We start from the raw sequence: 16,455 nt of genomic DNA, 5'->3' as shown, positions 1-16,455 counted from the left end.
TCACCCATTCAGAATTTTGGAAGGCACACTAATGACCAATAAGTTCCTCATCTCCGTGTCGGCGCTGGTTCTCGGCGTCGCCATGTCCAGCGCGGCGATGGCCGACGCCGGCAACGGCAACCTCGAAGGCAACGTCGCCCTGGGCGGCCCGGTGTCCTCGACCACCGACGACCACGGCGCCACGACGACGACCTACGGCAACTCGACCGCGGTCGACACCACCACGAACATCGCGAACACGACCAAGAGCGATGACGACACGTACCTGGTGAACTACGGCAGCGGCAACGACATCCTGTCGAACAACCAAGTCGCGTCGGGCAACTCCTCGACCAAGACCGTCGACGTTTCCGACACGTCCGACACCACGATCGTCAAGGACAGCGGCAACAACGTCCTGTCGAACAACGACGTTGCTTCGGGCAACTCCACGACCAAGACCGTGGACGTTTCCGACACGTCCGACACCACGATCGTCAAGGATAGCGGCAACCGCGTCCTGTCGGGCAACTCGCTCGGCTCGCGCAACAGCGACTCCGTGACCATCAGCAAGACGGACACGTCGGACTACACGAAGGTGTCCTACTTCACGAAGTCGGACGTCGAGCAAAAGGCCAAGATCCGCGATAACGATCTGACCGTTTACACGACGGGCTCGCCGACCTCGGTGACCGACGATCACGGCACGATCACGTCGGGCTACGGCGCGGCCGCGGCTGGCCTGGCCACCGGCGGCATCAACGCCGGCGACCACACCGCCTACGCTGGCATCCAAACCGCCAGCTACAACACCGGTCTGACGACCGCGAACCAAGCCGTCACCGGCCTGGGCGCGAACTCCTCGATCGGCTTCGGTCAATAAGACTAAAGGGCCAGGCCGCCGCATCCGCGGCGGCCTGGCCTACTTCTTGAATTCAACTGCCCTATCCGCACCGGAGAGTCCCGATGTCACGCACCGCCACCTGTCTCCTGGCTTCCGCCGTCCTCTTCGGGACGTTCGGAATCGCCTCGGCGGCGGACACTCAGGCTCCGGCCGCCAAATCCGCACCTCAGTCGATGAGCGCCGACGAAATGGCCGCGACATCCGGGGGCGCCAATACGGTCACCAACCTGGCCATCTCCGACCAGGACCTTGAGGCGATCAATAAAGACAACTCCGTGAACACCGGCGGCGGCGACTACCGCTCAGGCGACGTGACCTTCTCCCCGGGCGCGCTGGTCGGGTTCAACGGCATCGGCAACGTGACGGTGAACACCGGCGCCAACGCCAACGTCATGGGCAGCATCAGCGTCACCATCGCCACCACCCCCACCCCCGCCCCTTGAGTTCAGCCATGTCCTCGCCGCTCCTTCGCAGCTTGACCGCTCTCGCATGTGGAACCGCCCTGGGCCTGTGCCTGGCGGCTCCCGCATCGGCGCAGGTCTCGTTCATGGAAGGCGGCGCGACGTTCAATGTGAAGGTCACCACCTTCAAGGACATCCCGTGGCGCACGGTGGTGCGGCAGCAATACGATTACAGCTGCGGCTCGGCCGCGCTGGCCACGCTTCTGCATTACCACTACGGCAAGCCGGTCACTGAGGCCGAGGTCTTCAAGGCGATGTACGCCACGGGCGATCAGGACAAGATCCGCAAGGTCGGCTTCTCACTTCTGGACATGAAGCGCTATCTCGAAGCCCATGGCTTCAGCGCCGACGGCTACAAGCTCGACATGGAAGAGCTGGCAGACCTCAAGGCCCCTGCGATCGCGGTGATCTCGATCAACAATTACAAGCACTTCGTCGTCATTAAAGGCATACAGGGCGGCCGCGTCCTGATCGGCGACCCGGCCCAGGGCCTCAAGACCTATTCGCGCGATGAATTCGTCGCGATGTGGAACGGGATCGTCTTTCTGGTCAACGAAGGCCCTGCCCAGCAGGTCGTCTACAACCGCAGCGAAGAATGGAACCCGTGGCCCAAGGCCCCGCTGTCCCATCCGATCAACAACGCCTCGCTCTCCGATTTCACGCGGGAATTGCCGCCGATGTACCAGGTGTCGGGCGCTCTCGACATCGACCCCTACATCGCCGGCGATCTTCCTGTTTCTCGTACTCTTCCGTGAGCTTACCCATGACGCGCTTCGCCACTCTGACCGCCATGCTGGCCGTGCTGACGCTTCCTGGCGTCGCACTGGCCCACACCAGCTTCGACGGCCTGAACGACACGGCGGAAGCCGACATCACTTCGTTGGCGAACGACGCAGCCGCCATTTCGGACATCGCCGCGATCGACCCGTTCAGCCTGCTGAATGCGCCGGAACTGGCCCTGGCCGACGAGCCTGCGGCGTCGGGCGGCTTGGCGCTGGCCGAAGCGGACCTGGAAGGCGAACGCGGCGGGTTTATGACGCCGCTCGGCCTGGATATCGGGTTCGGCGCGGTGGTGCGCACCACCATTGACGGCGCAGTGGCGCTGGAAAGCCGCCTGACCTGGGACACCCAGACCGGCGCCAAGGCTCCCGAGATCCTGCAAGGCGCGCCGACCGCGGACCTCGCCGGAGCGGCCGCTGCTGGCGGCATCAAGCTGGGCGACACCTCGGGCTGGAACGGCGTGGTCATTCCCGGTTCGGGCGGCGCCACCGCGGTGCTGCAGCAACTGAACGGCGGCGGCATCACCAACCTGACGCTCAACACCGCCAACGATCGCACCATCGAACAGCACACAGACATCACCCTGACCATTCCGGGCTTCGACGCCCTGACGGCGGACATGATGCGCTCGCGCGTCGGCTCCAACATGCAAAGCTCGCTGGATCTGGCGCTGACCAACGCCGCCAACTAAGGCTCCGCGCCAGGCCGCCGCGGCTTGGTCGTTACATGCTAAAACACCCCGGATCGATGATCCGGGGTGTTTTGCCGTGTCTCAAAGGGGGGTGGGCGCCGCGCGCGCCTGGCGGCGGCCCTAAAAGCGGTAGGGCACGCGCACGACCATGCGCATGTCGGGCGCGTCGCTGGTGACGCCGAACTCGAAGTTGTTGTTGAGGGTGACGCGTTCGCTGAGGCGGAAGGACCAGCCCATCAGCATACGCCCGACCTGCAGACTGTTGGACCGTTGCACGGTGTTTCCGAGGTCGGAGTCGGTCGGGAAGATGTAGCTGTGGCTGTAGCCCAGCGAGAACGAGAAGCGCGGGTTCAGCGCCAGGCCGAAGCCCAGCGTGGCGCTGATGGAGTCGCCCGGGTCGATGCTGCCGACCGGCACATTACCGATGGTTTTATTGATGTCCTTGGGCACATTGTAGAGGTAGTCGAAGCTGCCGAAGATCACCGCCGGGTCGGTCGGATAGATTGCGGTGACCCCGGCGCTCACGCCCCAGAAGCCGGAGCCGGTGGCCAAGTCCTTGGCGACGCCGAATTCGTCGTAGTTGACGTCGAAGGGGCCCACGCCGGTCGGGGGCTTGGCGCGAAGGTTGGCCACGAACACCGGCCAGCCGCGCAGACCCGCATTGATCTGATAGCGGGCGCTGACATCGAGGTCGCCCCACTCCTGGCCCTCGAGCTTGATGGCGCGGGCTACCGTCTCGTCGCGCTGCTGGACCGTGGTCACACGATCCTGGCGATAGACGTAGGGGATGCTCGCCGACACTTCGATGCGGTTGGTCAGGCCGAAGCGGGCGGACAGGGCGCCGGTCAGCGAATCGCGGTCCGCGTCGTTGGCTTCGATGACCCCCAGCTGGATGCCCGGGACGATTTCGACGCCGCGGAACACCAGGCGGTTGGAGCTGGTGCGGGTGTATTCGATCGACGGATCGATGATCAGCGTTCCGCGCGGGGTCAGCACGCCCATGCCCTCGGGGATGGCGGCCACTTCGCGGGCGCGGCGTTCAGGCGGCGGCGCTTCGCCCACCGGCTGTGGCGAATCATCGGCGGTCGGCCCGACCTGGGCGACCGAAGCGTTCGAGGCCACCGTCAGCGGGCGCTCCGTCTCGGCCAGTTCACGGCCGGCGCGGATGTCGCTGAGCAGGCGCTCACGTTCGTTATGAAGCCCGTTGAGCTGGACCGCCTGAGCCTGGATGATCTGTTCCTGCGTCTGCAGACGCCGCTCCTGGTCGGCCAGTCGCCGGTTCTGGTCTGCGAGTTGAGCCTCGATGTTGGCCAAGCGTTGGGCCGTAGAGGCGCTGACCTGAGCGAAAGCAGGTGCGCTCGCGGACAATAGCGCGAACGCGGCAGTTCCAGCCATCAACAGGCGAGCAGTCTGTGAAGACCCGGAAGCCAACGAAGTCATGTGAGATGCACCGGCGGTTTAGTCGACAGGGATAGTACCAAACTGACCGGTATTAGTTCAGGAGCCGTTAAACAAATGCCGGACGCCCGTTAACGGTGGACGCAGTTTGTTTTGGCTCATTTGGCGTCGATCCCGCAAGGTCGAAATCGGTCAGTTTGGCCAATCTTTCGCGGGCGCGGTTCACGCGGCTCTTCATCGTGCCAACTGCACATCCTGTGATCTCCGCAGCCTCCTCGTAGGTCAGCCCAGCGGCCACCACCAGAAGCAACGCATCGCGGGTGTCCTTGCTCAGGTGACCCAGTGCTTCCAGCAACTCGTCATAGACCAGCCGCCATTCCTGATCGGGGTTGCAGGTGAGCTGTGCGGCGAGCTTTCCGTCCACATCCTGAACCGTGCGCCAGCGGCGCTCCGATTGAGTGTAGAAGGTGTTGCGGAGGATCTTGTAGAGCCAGGCCTTGAGGTTGGTCCCGACCCGGAAGCCTGAGCGGAACTGCCAAGCCCGCACCAGAGCGTCCTGCACAAGGTCGTCAGCTTCGGTGCTCGATCGTGTCAGGGCGATCGCATAGCCGCGCAGTGGCGGAATGAGAGAGATAACTTCATCCCTGAATGGATCTGACATCCCGACCTCCGACCCCTTGGCGAAAACGACGCAGACCGTCACTTTCGCCAAACCTGGATAACGGCCGCCGCCCCCGTACAGCCCGCCTTCGATCCGATGCCCTACCAGGCACCCGCGTCGATGACATACAAAGCTAATAGTCCGTTAATTCGATGTACTCAAGCCCTGAAATCGGTCCGAAAGATGATCGGAAACAGGTTCCGTGAACGTAATCGGGCAAACATGTGTCAGTTTTGTAGTGCCAGTTTGACACAAACACCAGAGTGGGGTTCCCGACACAGTGCGCCGTGCGGCTCAATCGCGGCGACAACTGCATCCGAAAGCTTCACCGTGCGAAGTCATACTAATGGTGTTCGACCGCATGGGATTCGCAACACATTGCGTATCGCCGTCCACATTCTTCAGATGGGCCGCGCAATGGACCAACGCAAGGCGTCGAGCCGGCGAATCGGGGTTCGGACCTGATATCGACGCGGATCGATCTAGCAGAGCCCGAAAGACGGTCAAACGCCGTCCAGCGCCCTGGGCGCGGTGATCACCAAAGGCTCACGCGGAAGTCGTCCAGCGACGATGTCGGGGGCGAGGTACGCGAACGCCTCCGGGTAGACGGGCTCACCGCAGGCCAGCAGGTCGACCAGGCGCCACCAGCGGATATCGTCGACCAGCCGCCGCTCCACCTCGTCCCACCCCTCGCGATTGGGCTCAGCGCCGGCGCAATGGGCTACGAAATAGGTTTCGCAGAACAACACCGCTTCGCCGCCTTCCAGCGCCAGCACGCTTTCGCGCAACCATACTGCTGGGCCCAACACGACGTCGCTGAAACCGGTCTCTTCGAACACTTCGCGCAGGGCCGCCTGCTCCAGCGTCTCATCAGGATCGGCCCCACCGCCAACTGTGAACCACGCCCCCGGCGCATCGGGCCGGCTGGGCAGGCGTCCCTTCATCAGCAGGATCCGGCCGTGCGGATCGAGCAGCAGCACCCTGGCGGTTCGGCGTTCGCGCATGGGCTTCAATACAAGTCCGCCGGGAGCTGATCCAGCCGCGGCGAAATGCCCATGCGGCGGCAACCGGGAATTAAGCTTGAGCGGGCAGTGTGCCCCTCTAGCGGCGAAAGGAGCCGATCAGTCTTGTCGCTCGGCGTCCACCGTCTTCTCGGCTTCGCCTTCGCCGGCGCCGACCTCCTGTTGGAGATCGGCCCCAGCGGTTCGATAGACCTCGCGGTCGGCGCCAGTGAAGCGCTGTCTGGCTCTCCCGAAACCCAACTCGTCGGCAGGCCGCTGCGCGATTTCATCGACGCGCGCGACCAACCGATGGTCGACGCCCTGTTTGACGCGCTGCAGGCCGGCGCGCGCGCAGGTCCCGTGCTGGTGGAACTCAAGAGCGCGGCGGGGGCCGCGCCACGCGCGGCGACCCTCCGCGCCTGCCGGCTGCCGCAAAACGGCGGCGCGACCTCCTGCACCCTGGCGCGGGCGGGGAATCCTGCGCCTCGAAATCAAAGTGGTCTGCACGACAAGGCCGGATTCGAAACCCTTGCGGCCACCCTGTTCGAGACCGCCCGGGCGACCGGGGTGGAACTGGAGCTCGCGCTGGTGGAGATGGCCGGCTTCGCCCAGGCGCGGAGCGCGCTGGCGCCCGATGCGGCCAAGGACGCCGAACGCCGCATGGCGGGCCTGTTGCGGGCGCAGTCGCATGGCGGTTCGGCCGCGGCTGAGCTGGGCGGCGACCGCTACGCCCTCGTGCGTCAGCGCACCGCCGAGGCGCCGGGCCTGTTGGCCAAGCGCATGGCTGACCTGCTCGACCTGCCGCCCCCGCACACCGTCGACGCCGGCGGCGCGAGCCTGCCGCTGGACGACGACCCCTCGGCTGGAAAGGTGCTGCGCGCGATCCGCTTCTCGCTCGACAGCTTCATTCGCGACGGCCTGGACGTGGACAACCCGATGACGCTGGGGGAGGCCGTGCAGGCATCCTTGCGGCGAACCATGATGGAGGCCGGCGCGCTGGGCGAAGCCGTGGCCCGCAAGAACTTCCGGCTGGTCTATCAGCCCGTCGTCGATCTGAAGGCTGGCGGGGCGCTGCACCACTACGAGGTGCTGGTCCGCTTCGGAGCCGAGGCTAGCCCCTTCCCGATCATCCGCATGGCCGAGGAACTGGACCTTATCGAGCCGCTCGACCTGGCGATTTTGGAACGCACGGTGGAACGGCTGACCACCTCGCACGACCTGACGCTGGCGGTGAACATCTCCGGGCGCACGATCTGCAGCAGCGACTTCGTCGAACAGGCGCGCCGCATCATCCGCGGCTCGGGCGAGGCCCGCCATCGCTTGATCTTCGAACTGACAGAAAGCGCCGCGATCGATGACCTGGCGCTAGCCGACCGCCACCTGCAGGCGTTGCGCGCCGAGGGCTGCCGCGTGTGCCTGGACGACTTCGGTGCGGGCGCCGCCTCCCTCGCCTACCTGCAGCAACTCAGCCTCGACGTGGTCAAGATCGACGGGCGCTACATCCGAGAACTGCAGCACGGCGGTCGCGGTGCGACATTCATCCGTCATCTGGTGCGCATGTGCGCGGAGTTGGGGGTCAAGACCCTGGCCGAGATGGTCGAGACGCCCCAGGCGGAGGAAGCGGTCCGCCGCGCCGGCGTCGACTTCGCGCAGGGCTGGCTCTATGGCCCGGCCGCCGACGAGCCTGCCTTGCCGATCGCCAAACAGGTGGCGGCCGTCGCCCCGGGTCGCCGCCGCGGCGCCGTCGAAAGCTGGGGCTGACCCTCAATTTTTTTGAGCGCCGCAACGGCGCAACCGGACTTGAGGGACGGCGGTTATCCGCTAGATGTGACGCCTTCAGACCGGTCATCGGGCCGGGCCAGCTGGATCCGAGATGAGAGACCTCAAGAACAACAGTTTCGCCGACCGCGCCGCGGCCGCCGCCGCCGCCAAGCAGGCCCTGCTCGCCAAGTTCCGCCCCAAACCCACGGTCACCGACCCGAACCTCGCTCAACGTCAGGCCGAAAAGGCCGCTGAGCTGGAACGTGTGCGCACTGAGCGCCAGGCCGCCAAGGCCGCCAAGCGCGAACAGGTCGCGATCGAAACGGCGGCCACACAAGAAGCCGAGGCGATCGACCAGGAAGCCCGTGACCTGGAGCTGAAGGCCGCACAAAAAGCCGCCCGCGACGCGCGCTACGCCGCCCGGAAACAGAAGCGCAAGTAACTCACCTCACGCCGCCTTCTGGAGTTCCAGCTTCACGCGCTCGGCGAGCGTCTTGATGTCGATCGGCTTGGGCAGGAACGAGATGTTGCGCTCGCCTTCCAGCAGGTTCGAGAACTCCGCCTCCGCGTAGCCGGAGATGAACATCACCGGCGCTTCGCCCAGGTACTGGCGCGCCTGCTTGAGCAAGTCAGGGCCCTGCATGCCGGGCATGACCACGTCGGAGATCATCAGGTCGATGGTGCCCGCGTGTTCCTCGGCGAGCTCAAGAGCTTCTTCGCCGCTGGCGGCCTCGATCACCTCGTAGCCCCGGGCGCGCAGCAGCTTGGCGGCCACGCCACGCACCGCGTCCTCGTCCTCGACGAACAGAATCCGCCCGGCGCCCGACAGGTCGCGCGCCGCTGGCCTGGTGAGCTTCACCGGCTCCGCCGCCGCGGCGAGCTCGCTGGCCGTGGGGATGTGCACGGGCAGGAAAATGCGGAACGCCGCGCCCTCGCCAGGCTTGGAATGGACGTGGATCCAGCCGTCCGACTGCTTGACGATGCCGTAGACGGTGGCCAGACCCAGACCCGTGCCCTCGCCTACCGGCTTGGTGGTGAAGAACGGGTCGAAGATCTTGTCGATCACCTCGGGCGGGATGCCGGGGCCGTCGTCTGACACCTCGATCAGCGCCTGCGGCCCGACCGCGCCGGCGTAGCCAAGGGCCGCTGCCTCGGCCTCGGTGACGCGCGCGGTGCGGATGCGCACGGTGCCGCCGCCGTGGGCGCGCACGGCGTCGCGGGCGTTGACCGCCAGGTTCATCACCGCGGTCTCCAGCTGGCCGCGGTCGGCGCGCACCTGCGGCAACTCGCGGCCGTACTCGGTCTCCAGCTTGACGTCTTCGTAGAGCACCCGGCGGAGCAGCACCTCGAACTCGCTGATCAGCTCGCCAAGGTCGAGGGTCTCGCGTTGCACGGTCTGTTTGCGCGAAAAGGCCAGCAGCTTGCGCACCAGGTCGGCGGCGCGCGCCGAGGTCTGACGGATCTCGTTCAGACCTTCGTAGGATGGGTCGCCCAGCGGATGGCGCGAGGCCAGCACGTCGAGCTGCATGAAGATCGCGGTCAACAGGTTGTTGAAGTCGTGCGCCACGCCGCCGGCGAGCTGGCCGATGGCCTGCATCTTCTGGCTCTGGGCCAGCTGCAGCTCGATCTGCTTCTGGTCGGAGACGTCCACCAGATAGGCGACCCAGCGGCCGTCCGTCTTCGACAGATAGAGGTGGGCGATACGGGTCGGATCCTGGGCGAGCCGCACTTCCAGCGCGCTGGCCGTGCGGCCCCCGCCGGCGGTCAGCCGCTGGGCCGCGTCGGCGCGGGAGGATGGCTCGATCAAATCGCCGAACACCGCCCCATGTCCACCACCGCCGGCGACCGCCGACAACGCGGGGTTGGCCTCGATGATCGTCGCGGTGAAGGGATCGTCCCCGTCCAGCAGCGCCGCACCGAACGGCGAGGCCGCGGCGAAAGCGTCCAGCATCTTAGGCGGCGGCGGGGTGGCGGCGTTAAAGGCGTTCAGCACCTCCAGGGCGCCCGTGGGCAGAGCCAGTTGGTCGGTGCGTTCTCCCGCCAGCCGAACCAGGAAGCGGCGCGCGCCGACCGGTGAGATCACCGCGGCGTGCTCGCCGGTGCTGTTGCGCAGCGAGGCGCGCGCGGTCTCGCCGCGGCGCGCGGCGGCGAGCGCAGCGAACAGGCTGGTGGCCGAAGCGCCGTGCTTCGGCAGCCGGGGCGCCGCGCCCATCAGCTTGCGCCAGGCGGCGTTGACGGCGTGGATGCGACCGTCGGCGGCGGCGAGCGCGGCCGGCTCCGGCAGGGCCTCCAGCAGGCGGTCGGCGGCCGGCTCGGCCTCGCCCGGCGCCTCGGCCACCCCGCGCAGGGCGAACAGGCCAAGACAGGCGACGCCCGCCAGCCCGATCAGCAGCAGCAGGCCGGCCAGGGTCGCAGGTCCCGCATTGATCGCCGGCGCGGCGGCGAAACCGACAGCCAGGATGAAGAACACCGCCGCCGCCGCCACCACCGGATCGAACCGGGCTGCGCCTTCGCTGATCGGCGACTTGGCCATGGCGGTTGCGCTGAACTCCTGCTGCGGTCGGGCTGGCGCGCCCGGCGAATCATTCATGATGATATCCGATTTCGTTCAGCACGTTGTTTTACAAGTGACTTTCATCACCTGGAATTCCGTGGCCGGTCGGACGTAGGGGAGCGCGGGTTCGCATCGCGAACACCTCGCAGTCCCGCGCCCAGCGCGAGGCGAACCCCTTGGCGCAAACACTGATCGAATATGGTTAATCAGTCCTGAAGATTGGCCGGCCAGGTATTCAGCTACGCAGACCGCGCCGTCCACCGTTCATGACGAAGCCGATCACCTTGGCCACCGCCTCATAGTGCTTCGGCGGGATCACGTCGTCGACCTCGACGGCGGCGAACAGCGCGCGCGCCAGGGGCGCATCCTCGATCACCGGCACCCCGGCGGCTTCGGCGGCCGCACGGATGCGCAGCGCCACCGCGTCGGCGCCCTTGGCGACGCAAAGCGGCGCTGGCGCTTCCGAGGGCTCGTACTTCAGCGCCACGGCGAAGTGGGTCGGATTCATCACAACCACGGTGGCGGTGGGCACGGCCTGCATCATGCGCCGGCGCGCGCGGTCGCGGCGGATCTGCTTTTGGCGGGCGCGCACGTGCGGATCGCCTTCGGACTGCCGGAAATCCTCTTTGAGTTCCTCCTTGGACATCCGCATGCGGACGATGAAGCGCTGGCGCTGCCACAGCCAGTCGCCGCCGGCGATGGCCAGCATCATCGCGACGACCGCGAACACCAGCCGGCGCAGGATGTCGGCGCTTAGCGGCAGCATGGCCGCCGGGTCCAGAGCGGCCAGCGTGCGCATCTGCGGCATGAACGGCTTCAGCACCCACCAGGCGATCAGCGACACCAGCACGATCTTGGCCAGCGACTTGAGGAACTGGACCATCCCGTCCAAGCCGAAGATCCGCTTGAAGCCGGACATCGGCGAGACCTTCTTCAGGTCGAACTTCAGCTTGTCGGGGGCGTAGAGGAAACCGTGTTGGACCAGGTTCCCGGCGGCGCCCGCGAGCGCCGCGGCGAACAGCACGGCGCACAGGATCGGGGCCGAGGCCATCATCATCTGGCGCGCCACCTCGACCGCGCCGCCACCGCTCAGCGACATGCCGCCCGGGTTGGCGATGAACGGCAGCAGGGCGCTGGCCATGTTGCGAGACAGCGGACCGCCGGCGAGCGCCATGACGGCGGCGGCGGCGGCCAGCGAAGCCAGCGGCGCGAGATCCGGGGTCTTGGCGACGTCACCCTTTTCGCGCGCCTGCTGGAGCTTGCGTGGTGTGGGCTCTTCTGTCTTTGACGCGGCGTCGTTTTCTTCGGCCATGGGCTAGACGAAGAACGACAGGAGTTCGCGGTAATGGTCGAGCCAGACCATTCCAAGCAACCCCAGGCTGAGCGCGAAGATCGACAGGCCAAGCAGCACGATCAGCGGCGTGGCGACGAAGAAGATCTGGAACTGCGGCATCACCCGCCCGATCAGGCCGGTGGCGATGTTGAAGATCAGCGAGAACACCACCACCGGAGCTGCGAGCTGAAGCCCCAAGGCGAACGAGCGACCGACCGTCTGCACGGCCAGCTGGCCTGCGTCGGCCACCTGCACTGGGCGGCTGAACGGGAACAGGCTGTAGGAGTGGACGATCGCCGACAGGAACATGTGATGCAGGTCGGTGGTCATCACCAGCACCAGGCCCAGCATGGCCAGAAAGGCCGACAGGCTGGTGGTCGGCTGCGCCTGGCCCGGCGCCGCGGTTTGGGCGAACGACAGGGTGGTCTGCAGCGAGACGATCTCGCCGGCGGCCGCCAGCGACGACAGGAACATGCGCAGGATCGCCCCGATCATCAGGCCGATCAACACCTCCTTGATCACCGCAGCGCCCAGCAGGCCGGCGCTGGCCGGCAGCGCCGGAACGGTGCGCGAGACCACCGGAAACAGCAGCAGCGCCATCAGGAATGCGAACGACAGGCGGATGCGCGCCGGCACCACGGTCTCGCCGATCCCCGGCAGCAGCATGACCAGCGCGCCCACCCGGGCGAAGATCAGGCCGCCCGCATACACCTGCTGGGCTGTGGCGAAGGATTCCATCGGCCCGGCTACATGCCGGCGATGCGGGCGGCGATCTGGCGCATGAAGCCGCTCATCAGCGCGCCCATCATCGGCAGGAACAGCAGCAGCGACAGGAAGATGGCGACGATCTTCGGCGCATAGACCAGCGTCGCCTCCTGAATCTGGGTCAACGCCTGCAACAGGCCCACCGCGACGCCGACGATCAGGCCGACGATCAGCACCGGCGCCGAAAGCTGGACGGTGAGCCAGATGGCGTCGCGCCCGACGTCCAGGACCTCCGCGCCGTTCATGGGCTAACACTCCGAACTGTGGCTGAAGCCAAGAGGATGGCCTGGGCGATCATGGTTAAGAGACGGTAAATCGTGGGTTAACGACTTGCCTACGCACCCTGCCGCAAGCTGCCGCGAAACCGGCCGGACGGGACAAGCCGATGGACATTTCGCAGATCGAGAAAGCGCTCGCCGCGATCATCGCGGTGGGTGCGCTGGGAACCGCGGCGTTCGGCGTGGTCGAGGCGTTCGGCAAGGCGCTGGTCGTCAAGGGAGTGGGCCTCCCTTACGCCGGCTTTGGCTACGTCAAGGCGCTAGTGGCCGATTACGGCCCTGCGCTACGCATGACCTATGGCGAGCACTACAAGGAGATCGTGCAGCGACAATATCGTGACGGTCGCGCCAAGGGCCAGGCGCCCGATTCGCTTCGCCAAGGCGTGCGTCTGGCGTTGCCGTTGATGGAAGAAGGGGCCGCCACTGCGCTGATCGGCCACGCCTGGGGACTGGGCGACGACAAGTCGGCGGCTTTGGCGCGTGCGCTCATCTCTGAACAGTCGGGCGCGATCACGCCGACCGAATCCGAGACCGCCGCGGTGCTCGCAGGACGCTTCGCTCTGGCAGTCGACGCGCGCATCGTCGCCGCCTTCAGTTTGGCGGAAGAGCGCTATCAGGCGTTCGCTCGCTGCGCCGCAGGCCTGGTCGCGATCGCGCTCTCGCTGTTCTTCAACTACGCCGCCAAGGGTGGGTTCGTCGGCAGGGACGGCTATCCCTGGATGATCGCGCTGATCATCGGTCTGGCCGCGGTTCCTCTGGCGCCGATCGCCAAGGACCTGTCCAGCGCGCTGAGCGATTCCCTGCGCGCCTGGCGGCAGGTCGGCGGCGTGAAGGTCTGAGCGTCGTGCTGGTCCTGAGCTTCCGCGACCTGGCCGCCGCCCACGCCGGCGCGGTGACGCCTGGCGTCATGGTGTCGCTGGGCGGCGCCATCGGTCCGGCCTTCGACTGGAACGATCCGGCGTCGCTGCGCGATCGACTGCGTTCAGGCGCCGCGACCTATGTGGGCGATCAGCAGACCCGCGCCGGGCTCAACGGCAAGAGCCTGTGCTTCCTGATCCATGGCTTCAACGTCAACCGCGACCGCGGCTACGCCGGCCTGGGGGCGCTGGCCCAGGAGCTGCTCGGCCTAGGCCCCTCGCCCGTCCCCGGCGGCGTGGAAGGCCCGCCGGCGGCCGGCGCCGACTTGGTCATCCCGGTGCTATGGCCCGGCGACTGGTGGCTACCGGGGGTCAACTACCCCTTCGAGCTCGCCGACGCCCGCGAGACGGCGCAGCGATTCGCCGAGTTCCTGGCCGGGCCTGCCCTGGGCGCAGCCAGCCTGTCCTTCGTCACCCACAGCATGGGCGCGCGCGTCGCCCTCGAGACGCTGGCGCAGGCGCGCCGCGCGGCTCCGACCGACGCCCTGGTGTTGACGGCTCCCGCCGTTGACGACGACGCCCTCGACGATCCGCGCTACGCCCCAGCGATCGCCGCGGTCCGTCGGATCATGGTGGTCAGCTCGGTGAAGGACAGCGTGCTGCGCGACGCCTTTCCGCTCGGCGACCGGGTCGAGGCGGCGCTTTGGCGCGGCGAGCACAGCTCGTCGCGGGCGCTGGGCGCCTTTGGTCCACGCCTGAAGCCGGGGTCGCCCGCCGCCGCCAAGCTGCGCTGGTTTCAGATCGGTGCGGGGGACGACTACGGCCACGGAGACTATGTGCCTGGGCCCTGGAAGACTGACGAGCGGCCCAATGGCTGGACGCCGAAGCGAGCCCGGGTCGGCGGCTTCCTGCGCGGCGCCTTCTCCGGCGGCGCGTTTCAGCCGATTTGGCCGCCGGAACAGCCGCCGGGCTGATCCCCCCGTCCCATTAAGAGACAGATCCGCCCGCATCGCCCAGCTTGTCCCCTTCGCTTTCTCGCAGCGAATGAGGATCTCGCCGGCATGGGCCTTGCTGATCCGCCCTCGCAGAATCCTTCTGGGGGTGGACTATGGCTACGGTTCTTGGCGGCGCCGCTTCGGGCGGCATAAATTTCGACCAACTCGATCTTGGCGCACTGGGCTCCGGTCAGGTGGTCCAGGCGACGGCCACCTTCATCCAGCTCAGCACCCCAGGCGCGCAGGGCGGGACCTTCCTCGACAACTTCTTCGGCGCCTTCACCTACGACCAAGCGGGCTCCTTGTCGGGCGGCACGCTCAATCGCTTCCAGGAGACGTTCAACGGCGGCCTGGTGTTCGATGTGCTCGACGCCAACGTCTCCGTGCCGACCTTCCTGGCCTGGGTGCGGGCCGGCGACGACGCGACCGCGCTGCGCACCATCCTGGCGGGCGCCGACTCCATCGCCGGCACAGGCTTCGCCGACCGGCTGTACGGCTATGATGGGGCGGACACGATCAGCGGCGGCGCAGGGGCCGACGTCATCGACGGCGGCGCGGGCGCCAGCTACCTGCGCGGCGAAGAGGGCGATGACCGAATCACCGGCGGCGCCGGCTTCGACGACATCAACGGCAACATGGGTGACGACACCGCCAATGGCGGCGCGGGCGACGACTGGGTGGTCGGCGGCAAGGATCGCGACCTGCTGTCCGGCGGCGACGGCGCCGACGTGATCTACGGAAATCTCGGCGACGATACCTGCGACGGGGGGAACGGCGACGACATCATGCGCGGCGGTCAGGAGAACGACCGCATGACCGGCGGCGACGGCGCCGACTGGATCTCGGGCGACCGCGGCGCCGACACGCTGAGCGGCGGATCGGGCGCGGACATCTTCCACACCTTCAATCTGGCGGGGCTCGATCGGGTGCTCGACTTCAACCGCGCCACCGGTGACCAGGTGATGGTCGATCCCGGGACGACCTACACCGTGAGCCAGGTCGGCCTCGACGTGGTCATCGACATGGGCGGCGGAAACCAGATGGTGCTGGTCAATACGCCGATCGCTACGCTCAGCGACGGCTGGATCTTCACCGGCCTCTAGAAGCCAGACGCCTTCGCCAGGTCGCGCGCGGCCTGGGCGGGCGACAGCTTGCCCTGGTCGCGGTCGACGCTGTAGTTCGCCGCCCGCATGGCCTCGACGGGGATCGCGCCGACCAGCGGCCTCAGCGTCTCGATGAGGCGCTTGTCGCCGACCTTCTTGGGCGAGATCAGGATCACCGCGTCATAGGGCGGGATCGCGCCCTTCGGATCGGTGAGCACCACCAGCTTGTCGGCGGCGATGCGCCCGTCGCTGGAGAAGGCCGAAATCACGTCGGCGTCGCCGCCGGCCAGCGCCCGATACATGAAGGTCGGTTGGAACGACCGCTTGGCCTTGAACTTCAGCCCGTAAGCCGCGTCGATCGCTTTCCATTCCGGGCGCGACAGGAACTCCAGGTCCGCGCCGAAGGTGAGCTTGGGCGCCTCGCGCGCCAGGTCGTCCAGGCTGACAATCCCCAGCGCCTTGGCCTTGTCGGCCCGCATCGCCAGGGCATAGGCGTTCTCGAACCCCAGCGAGCCCAACACCTGCACCCCGTCGCGGGCCGCGAGGTCCTTGGTGATTCCGGCCAGCACCGCGGCCCGGCCTGGATTGTCCTGGCGGTTCAGGGTGTTGGTCCAGAGTGTTCCGGAATAGTCGACGTAGGCGTCGATCTCGCCGGCGGCCAGCGCGCGATAGGCGACCGCCGAGCCTAGATCCTCCTTGCGGCTGACCTGGGCGCCGCCGCGTTCCAGCCGCTCGGCCATCAGCTCGGCCAGGATGTACTGCTCGGAAAAGTTCTTCGCGCCGATCGTGTAGGCGTGGGTGGAGCCCAGGCCCGCCAGCGGGGTCAGCGCGACGGCGACGCCGATGGCCAGGCCGGCGATCCCGGCGATGACGCGTCGCCGATCGCGCTTCGCCGCACCCGCCTCGATCAGGCCCAGCAGCTGGTCGACGGCGA

Annotated in this window: 17 protein-coding genes; 9 read left to right on the top strand and 8 right to left on the bottom strand. The window is 67.1% G+C overall.

Going from position 1 to position 16,455, the window contains the following annotated elements; all coding sequences use genetic code 11:
- From Q8R27_RS10570 to Q8R27_RS10555, 4 genes are all read left to right on the top strand, one after another.
- The coding region (locus Q8R27_RS10570) for a hypothetical protein (protein ID WP_305698986.1) at positions 1-862 on the top strand (862 nt) is incomplete at its 5' end.
- Between the two features lie 83 nt (positions 863-945).
- Positions 946-1,326: a hypothetical protein gene (locus tag Q8R27_RS10565; protein ID WP_305698985.1), complete on the top strand. Its 381-nt coding sequence runs from the start codon at positions 946-948 to the stop codon at positions 1,324-1,326.
- A gap of 104 nt (positions 1,327-1,430) precedes the next feature.
- Positions 1,431-2,099, top strand: a complete 669-nt coding sequence (locus Q8R27_RS10560; RefSeq protein WP_305698984.1) for a C39 family peptidase — start codon at positions 1,431-1,433, stop codon at positions 2,097-2,099.
- Positions 2,100-2,107: 8 nt separating this feature from the next.
- Positions 2,108-2,815, top strand: coding sequence for a hypothetical protein (locus tag Q8R27_RS10555; protein ID WP_305698983.1), 708 nt, complete (start codon positions 2,108-2,110; stop codon positions 2,813-2,815).
- A 120-nt stretch (positions 2,816-2,935) separates the two neighbouring features.
- On the opposite strand, the gene Q8R27_RS10550 is transcribed toward Q8R27_RS10555, so the two are convergent.
- From Q8R27_RS10550 to Q8R27_RS10540, 3 genes are all read right to left on the bottom strand, one after another.
- On the bottom strand, positions 2,936-4,129 hold the full coding sequence (locus Q8R27_RS10550) for a transporter (RefSeq protein ID WP_305698982.1): 1,194 nt from the start codon (positions 4,127-4,129) through the stop codon (positions 2,936-2,938).
- A gap of 193 nt (positions 4,130-4,322) precedes the next feature.
- A complete protein-coding gene (locus Q8R27_RS10545) occupies positions 4,323-4,874 on the bottom strand; it encodes a sigma-70 family RNA polymerase sigma factor (RefSeq protein WP_305698981.1) in 552 nt (183 codons plus the stop codon).
- Positions 4,875-5,377: 503 nt separating this feature from the next.
- Positions 5,378-5,878 (bottom strand): NUDIX hydrolase, encoded by a 501-nt coding sequence (locus tag Q8R27_RS10540; RefSeq protein ID WP_305698980.1) that lies wholly within the window; start codon positions 5,876-5,878, stop codon positions 5,378-5,380.
- Between the two features lie 123 nt (positions 5,879-6,001).
- Between Q8R27_RS10540 and Q8R27_RS10535 the strand changes: the two genes are divergently transcribed.
- Both Q8R27_RS10535 and Q8R27_RS10530 read left to right on the top strand, forming a co-directional pair.
- Complete coding sequence (locus Q8R27_RS10535; RefSeq protein WP_305698979.1) at positions 6,002-7,636, top strand: EAL domain-containing protein; 1,635 nt, start codon at positions 6,002-6,004, stop codon at positions 7,634-7,636.
- 112 nt (positions 7,637-7,748) lie between these two features.
- A complete protein-coding gene (locus tag Q8R27_RS10530; RefSeq protein ID WP_305597942.1) occupies positions 7,749-8,078 on the top strand; it encodes a DUF6481 family protein in 330 nt (109 codons plus the stop codon).
- Between the two features lie 6 nt (positions 8,079-8,084).
- On the opposite strand, the gene cckA is transcribed toward Q8R27_RS10530, so the two are convergent.
- The 4 genes from cckA to fliQ all read right to left on the bottom strand — a co-directional run bounded on the left by cckA (position 8,085) and on the right by fliQ (position 12,533).
- Entirely contained in the window at positions 8,085-10,226 is a 2,142-nt protein-coding gene (gene cckA / locus Q8R27_RS10525) for a cell cycle histidine kinase CckA (RefSeq protein ID WP_371134680.1), read from the bottom strand.
- A 199-nt stretch (positions 10,227-10,425) separates the two neighbouring features.
- Positions 10,426-11,502, bottom strand: coding sequence for a flagellar biosynthesis protein FlhB (flhB, locus tag Q8R27_RS10520; RefSeq protein WP_305698978.1), 1,077 nt, complete (start codon positions 11,500-11,502; stop codon positions 10,426-10,428).
- A 3-nt stretch (positions 11,503-11,505) separates the two neighbouring features.
- Entirely contained in the window at positions 11,506-12,261 is a 756-nt protein-coding gene (gene fliR, locus Q8R27_RS10515; protein WP_305698977.1) for a flagellar biosynthetic protein FliR, read from the bottom strand.
- Between the two features lie 8 nt (positions 12,262-12,269).
- Entirely contained in the window at positions 12,270-12,533 is a 264-nt protein-coding gene (gene fliQ / locus Q8R27_RS10510) for a flagellar biosynthesis protein FliQ (protein WP_305596462.1), read from the bottom strand.
- A gap of 140 nt (positions 12,534-12,673) precedes the next feature.
- Between fliQ and Q8R27_RS10505 the strand changes: the two genes are divergently transcribed.
- The 3 genes from Q8R27_RS10505 (at position 12,674) to Q8R27_RS10495 (ending at position 15,521) form a co-directional block, all read left to right on the top strand.
- Positions 12,674-13,405, top strand: coding sequence for a hypothetical protein (locus Q8R27_RS10505; protein WP_305698976.1), 732 nt, complete (start codon positions 12,674-12,676; stop codon positions 13,403-13,405).
- A 5-nt stretch (positions 13,406-13,410) separates the two neighbouring features.
- Positions 13,411-14,397 (top strand): alpha/beta hydrolase, encoded by a 987-nt coding sequence (locus Q8R27_RS10500; RefSeq protein WP_305698975.1) that lies wholly within the window; start codon positions 13,411-13,413, stop codon positions 14,395-14,397.
- A 134-nt stretch (positions 14,398-14,531) separates the two neighbouring features.
- On the top strand, positions 14,532-15,521 hold the full coding sequence (locus Q8R27_RS10495; protein ID WP_305698974.1) for a calcium-binding protein: 990 nt from the start codon (positions 14,532-14,534) through the stop codon (positions 15,519-15,521).
- Here Q8R27_RS10495 and Q8R27_RS10490 read toward each other — a convergent pair.
- The coding region (locus Q8R27_RS10490) for a glycine betaine ABC transporter substrate-binding protein (protein ID WP_305698973.1) at positions 15,518-16,455 on the bottom strand (938 nt) is incomplete at its 5' end. The genes Q8R27_RS10495 and Q8R27_RS10490 overlap by 4 nt on opposite strands.

Source organism: Phenylobacterium sp., assembly GCF_030697305.1.
Taxonomy (GTDB): Bacteria; Pseudomonadota; Alphaproteobacteria; order Caulobacterales; family Caulobacteraceae; genus Phenylobacterium.
The sequence above is the reverse complement of the archived record's forward strand: the minus strand, read 5'-3'. Positions and strand labels throughout refer to the sequence as shown.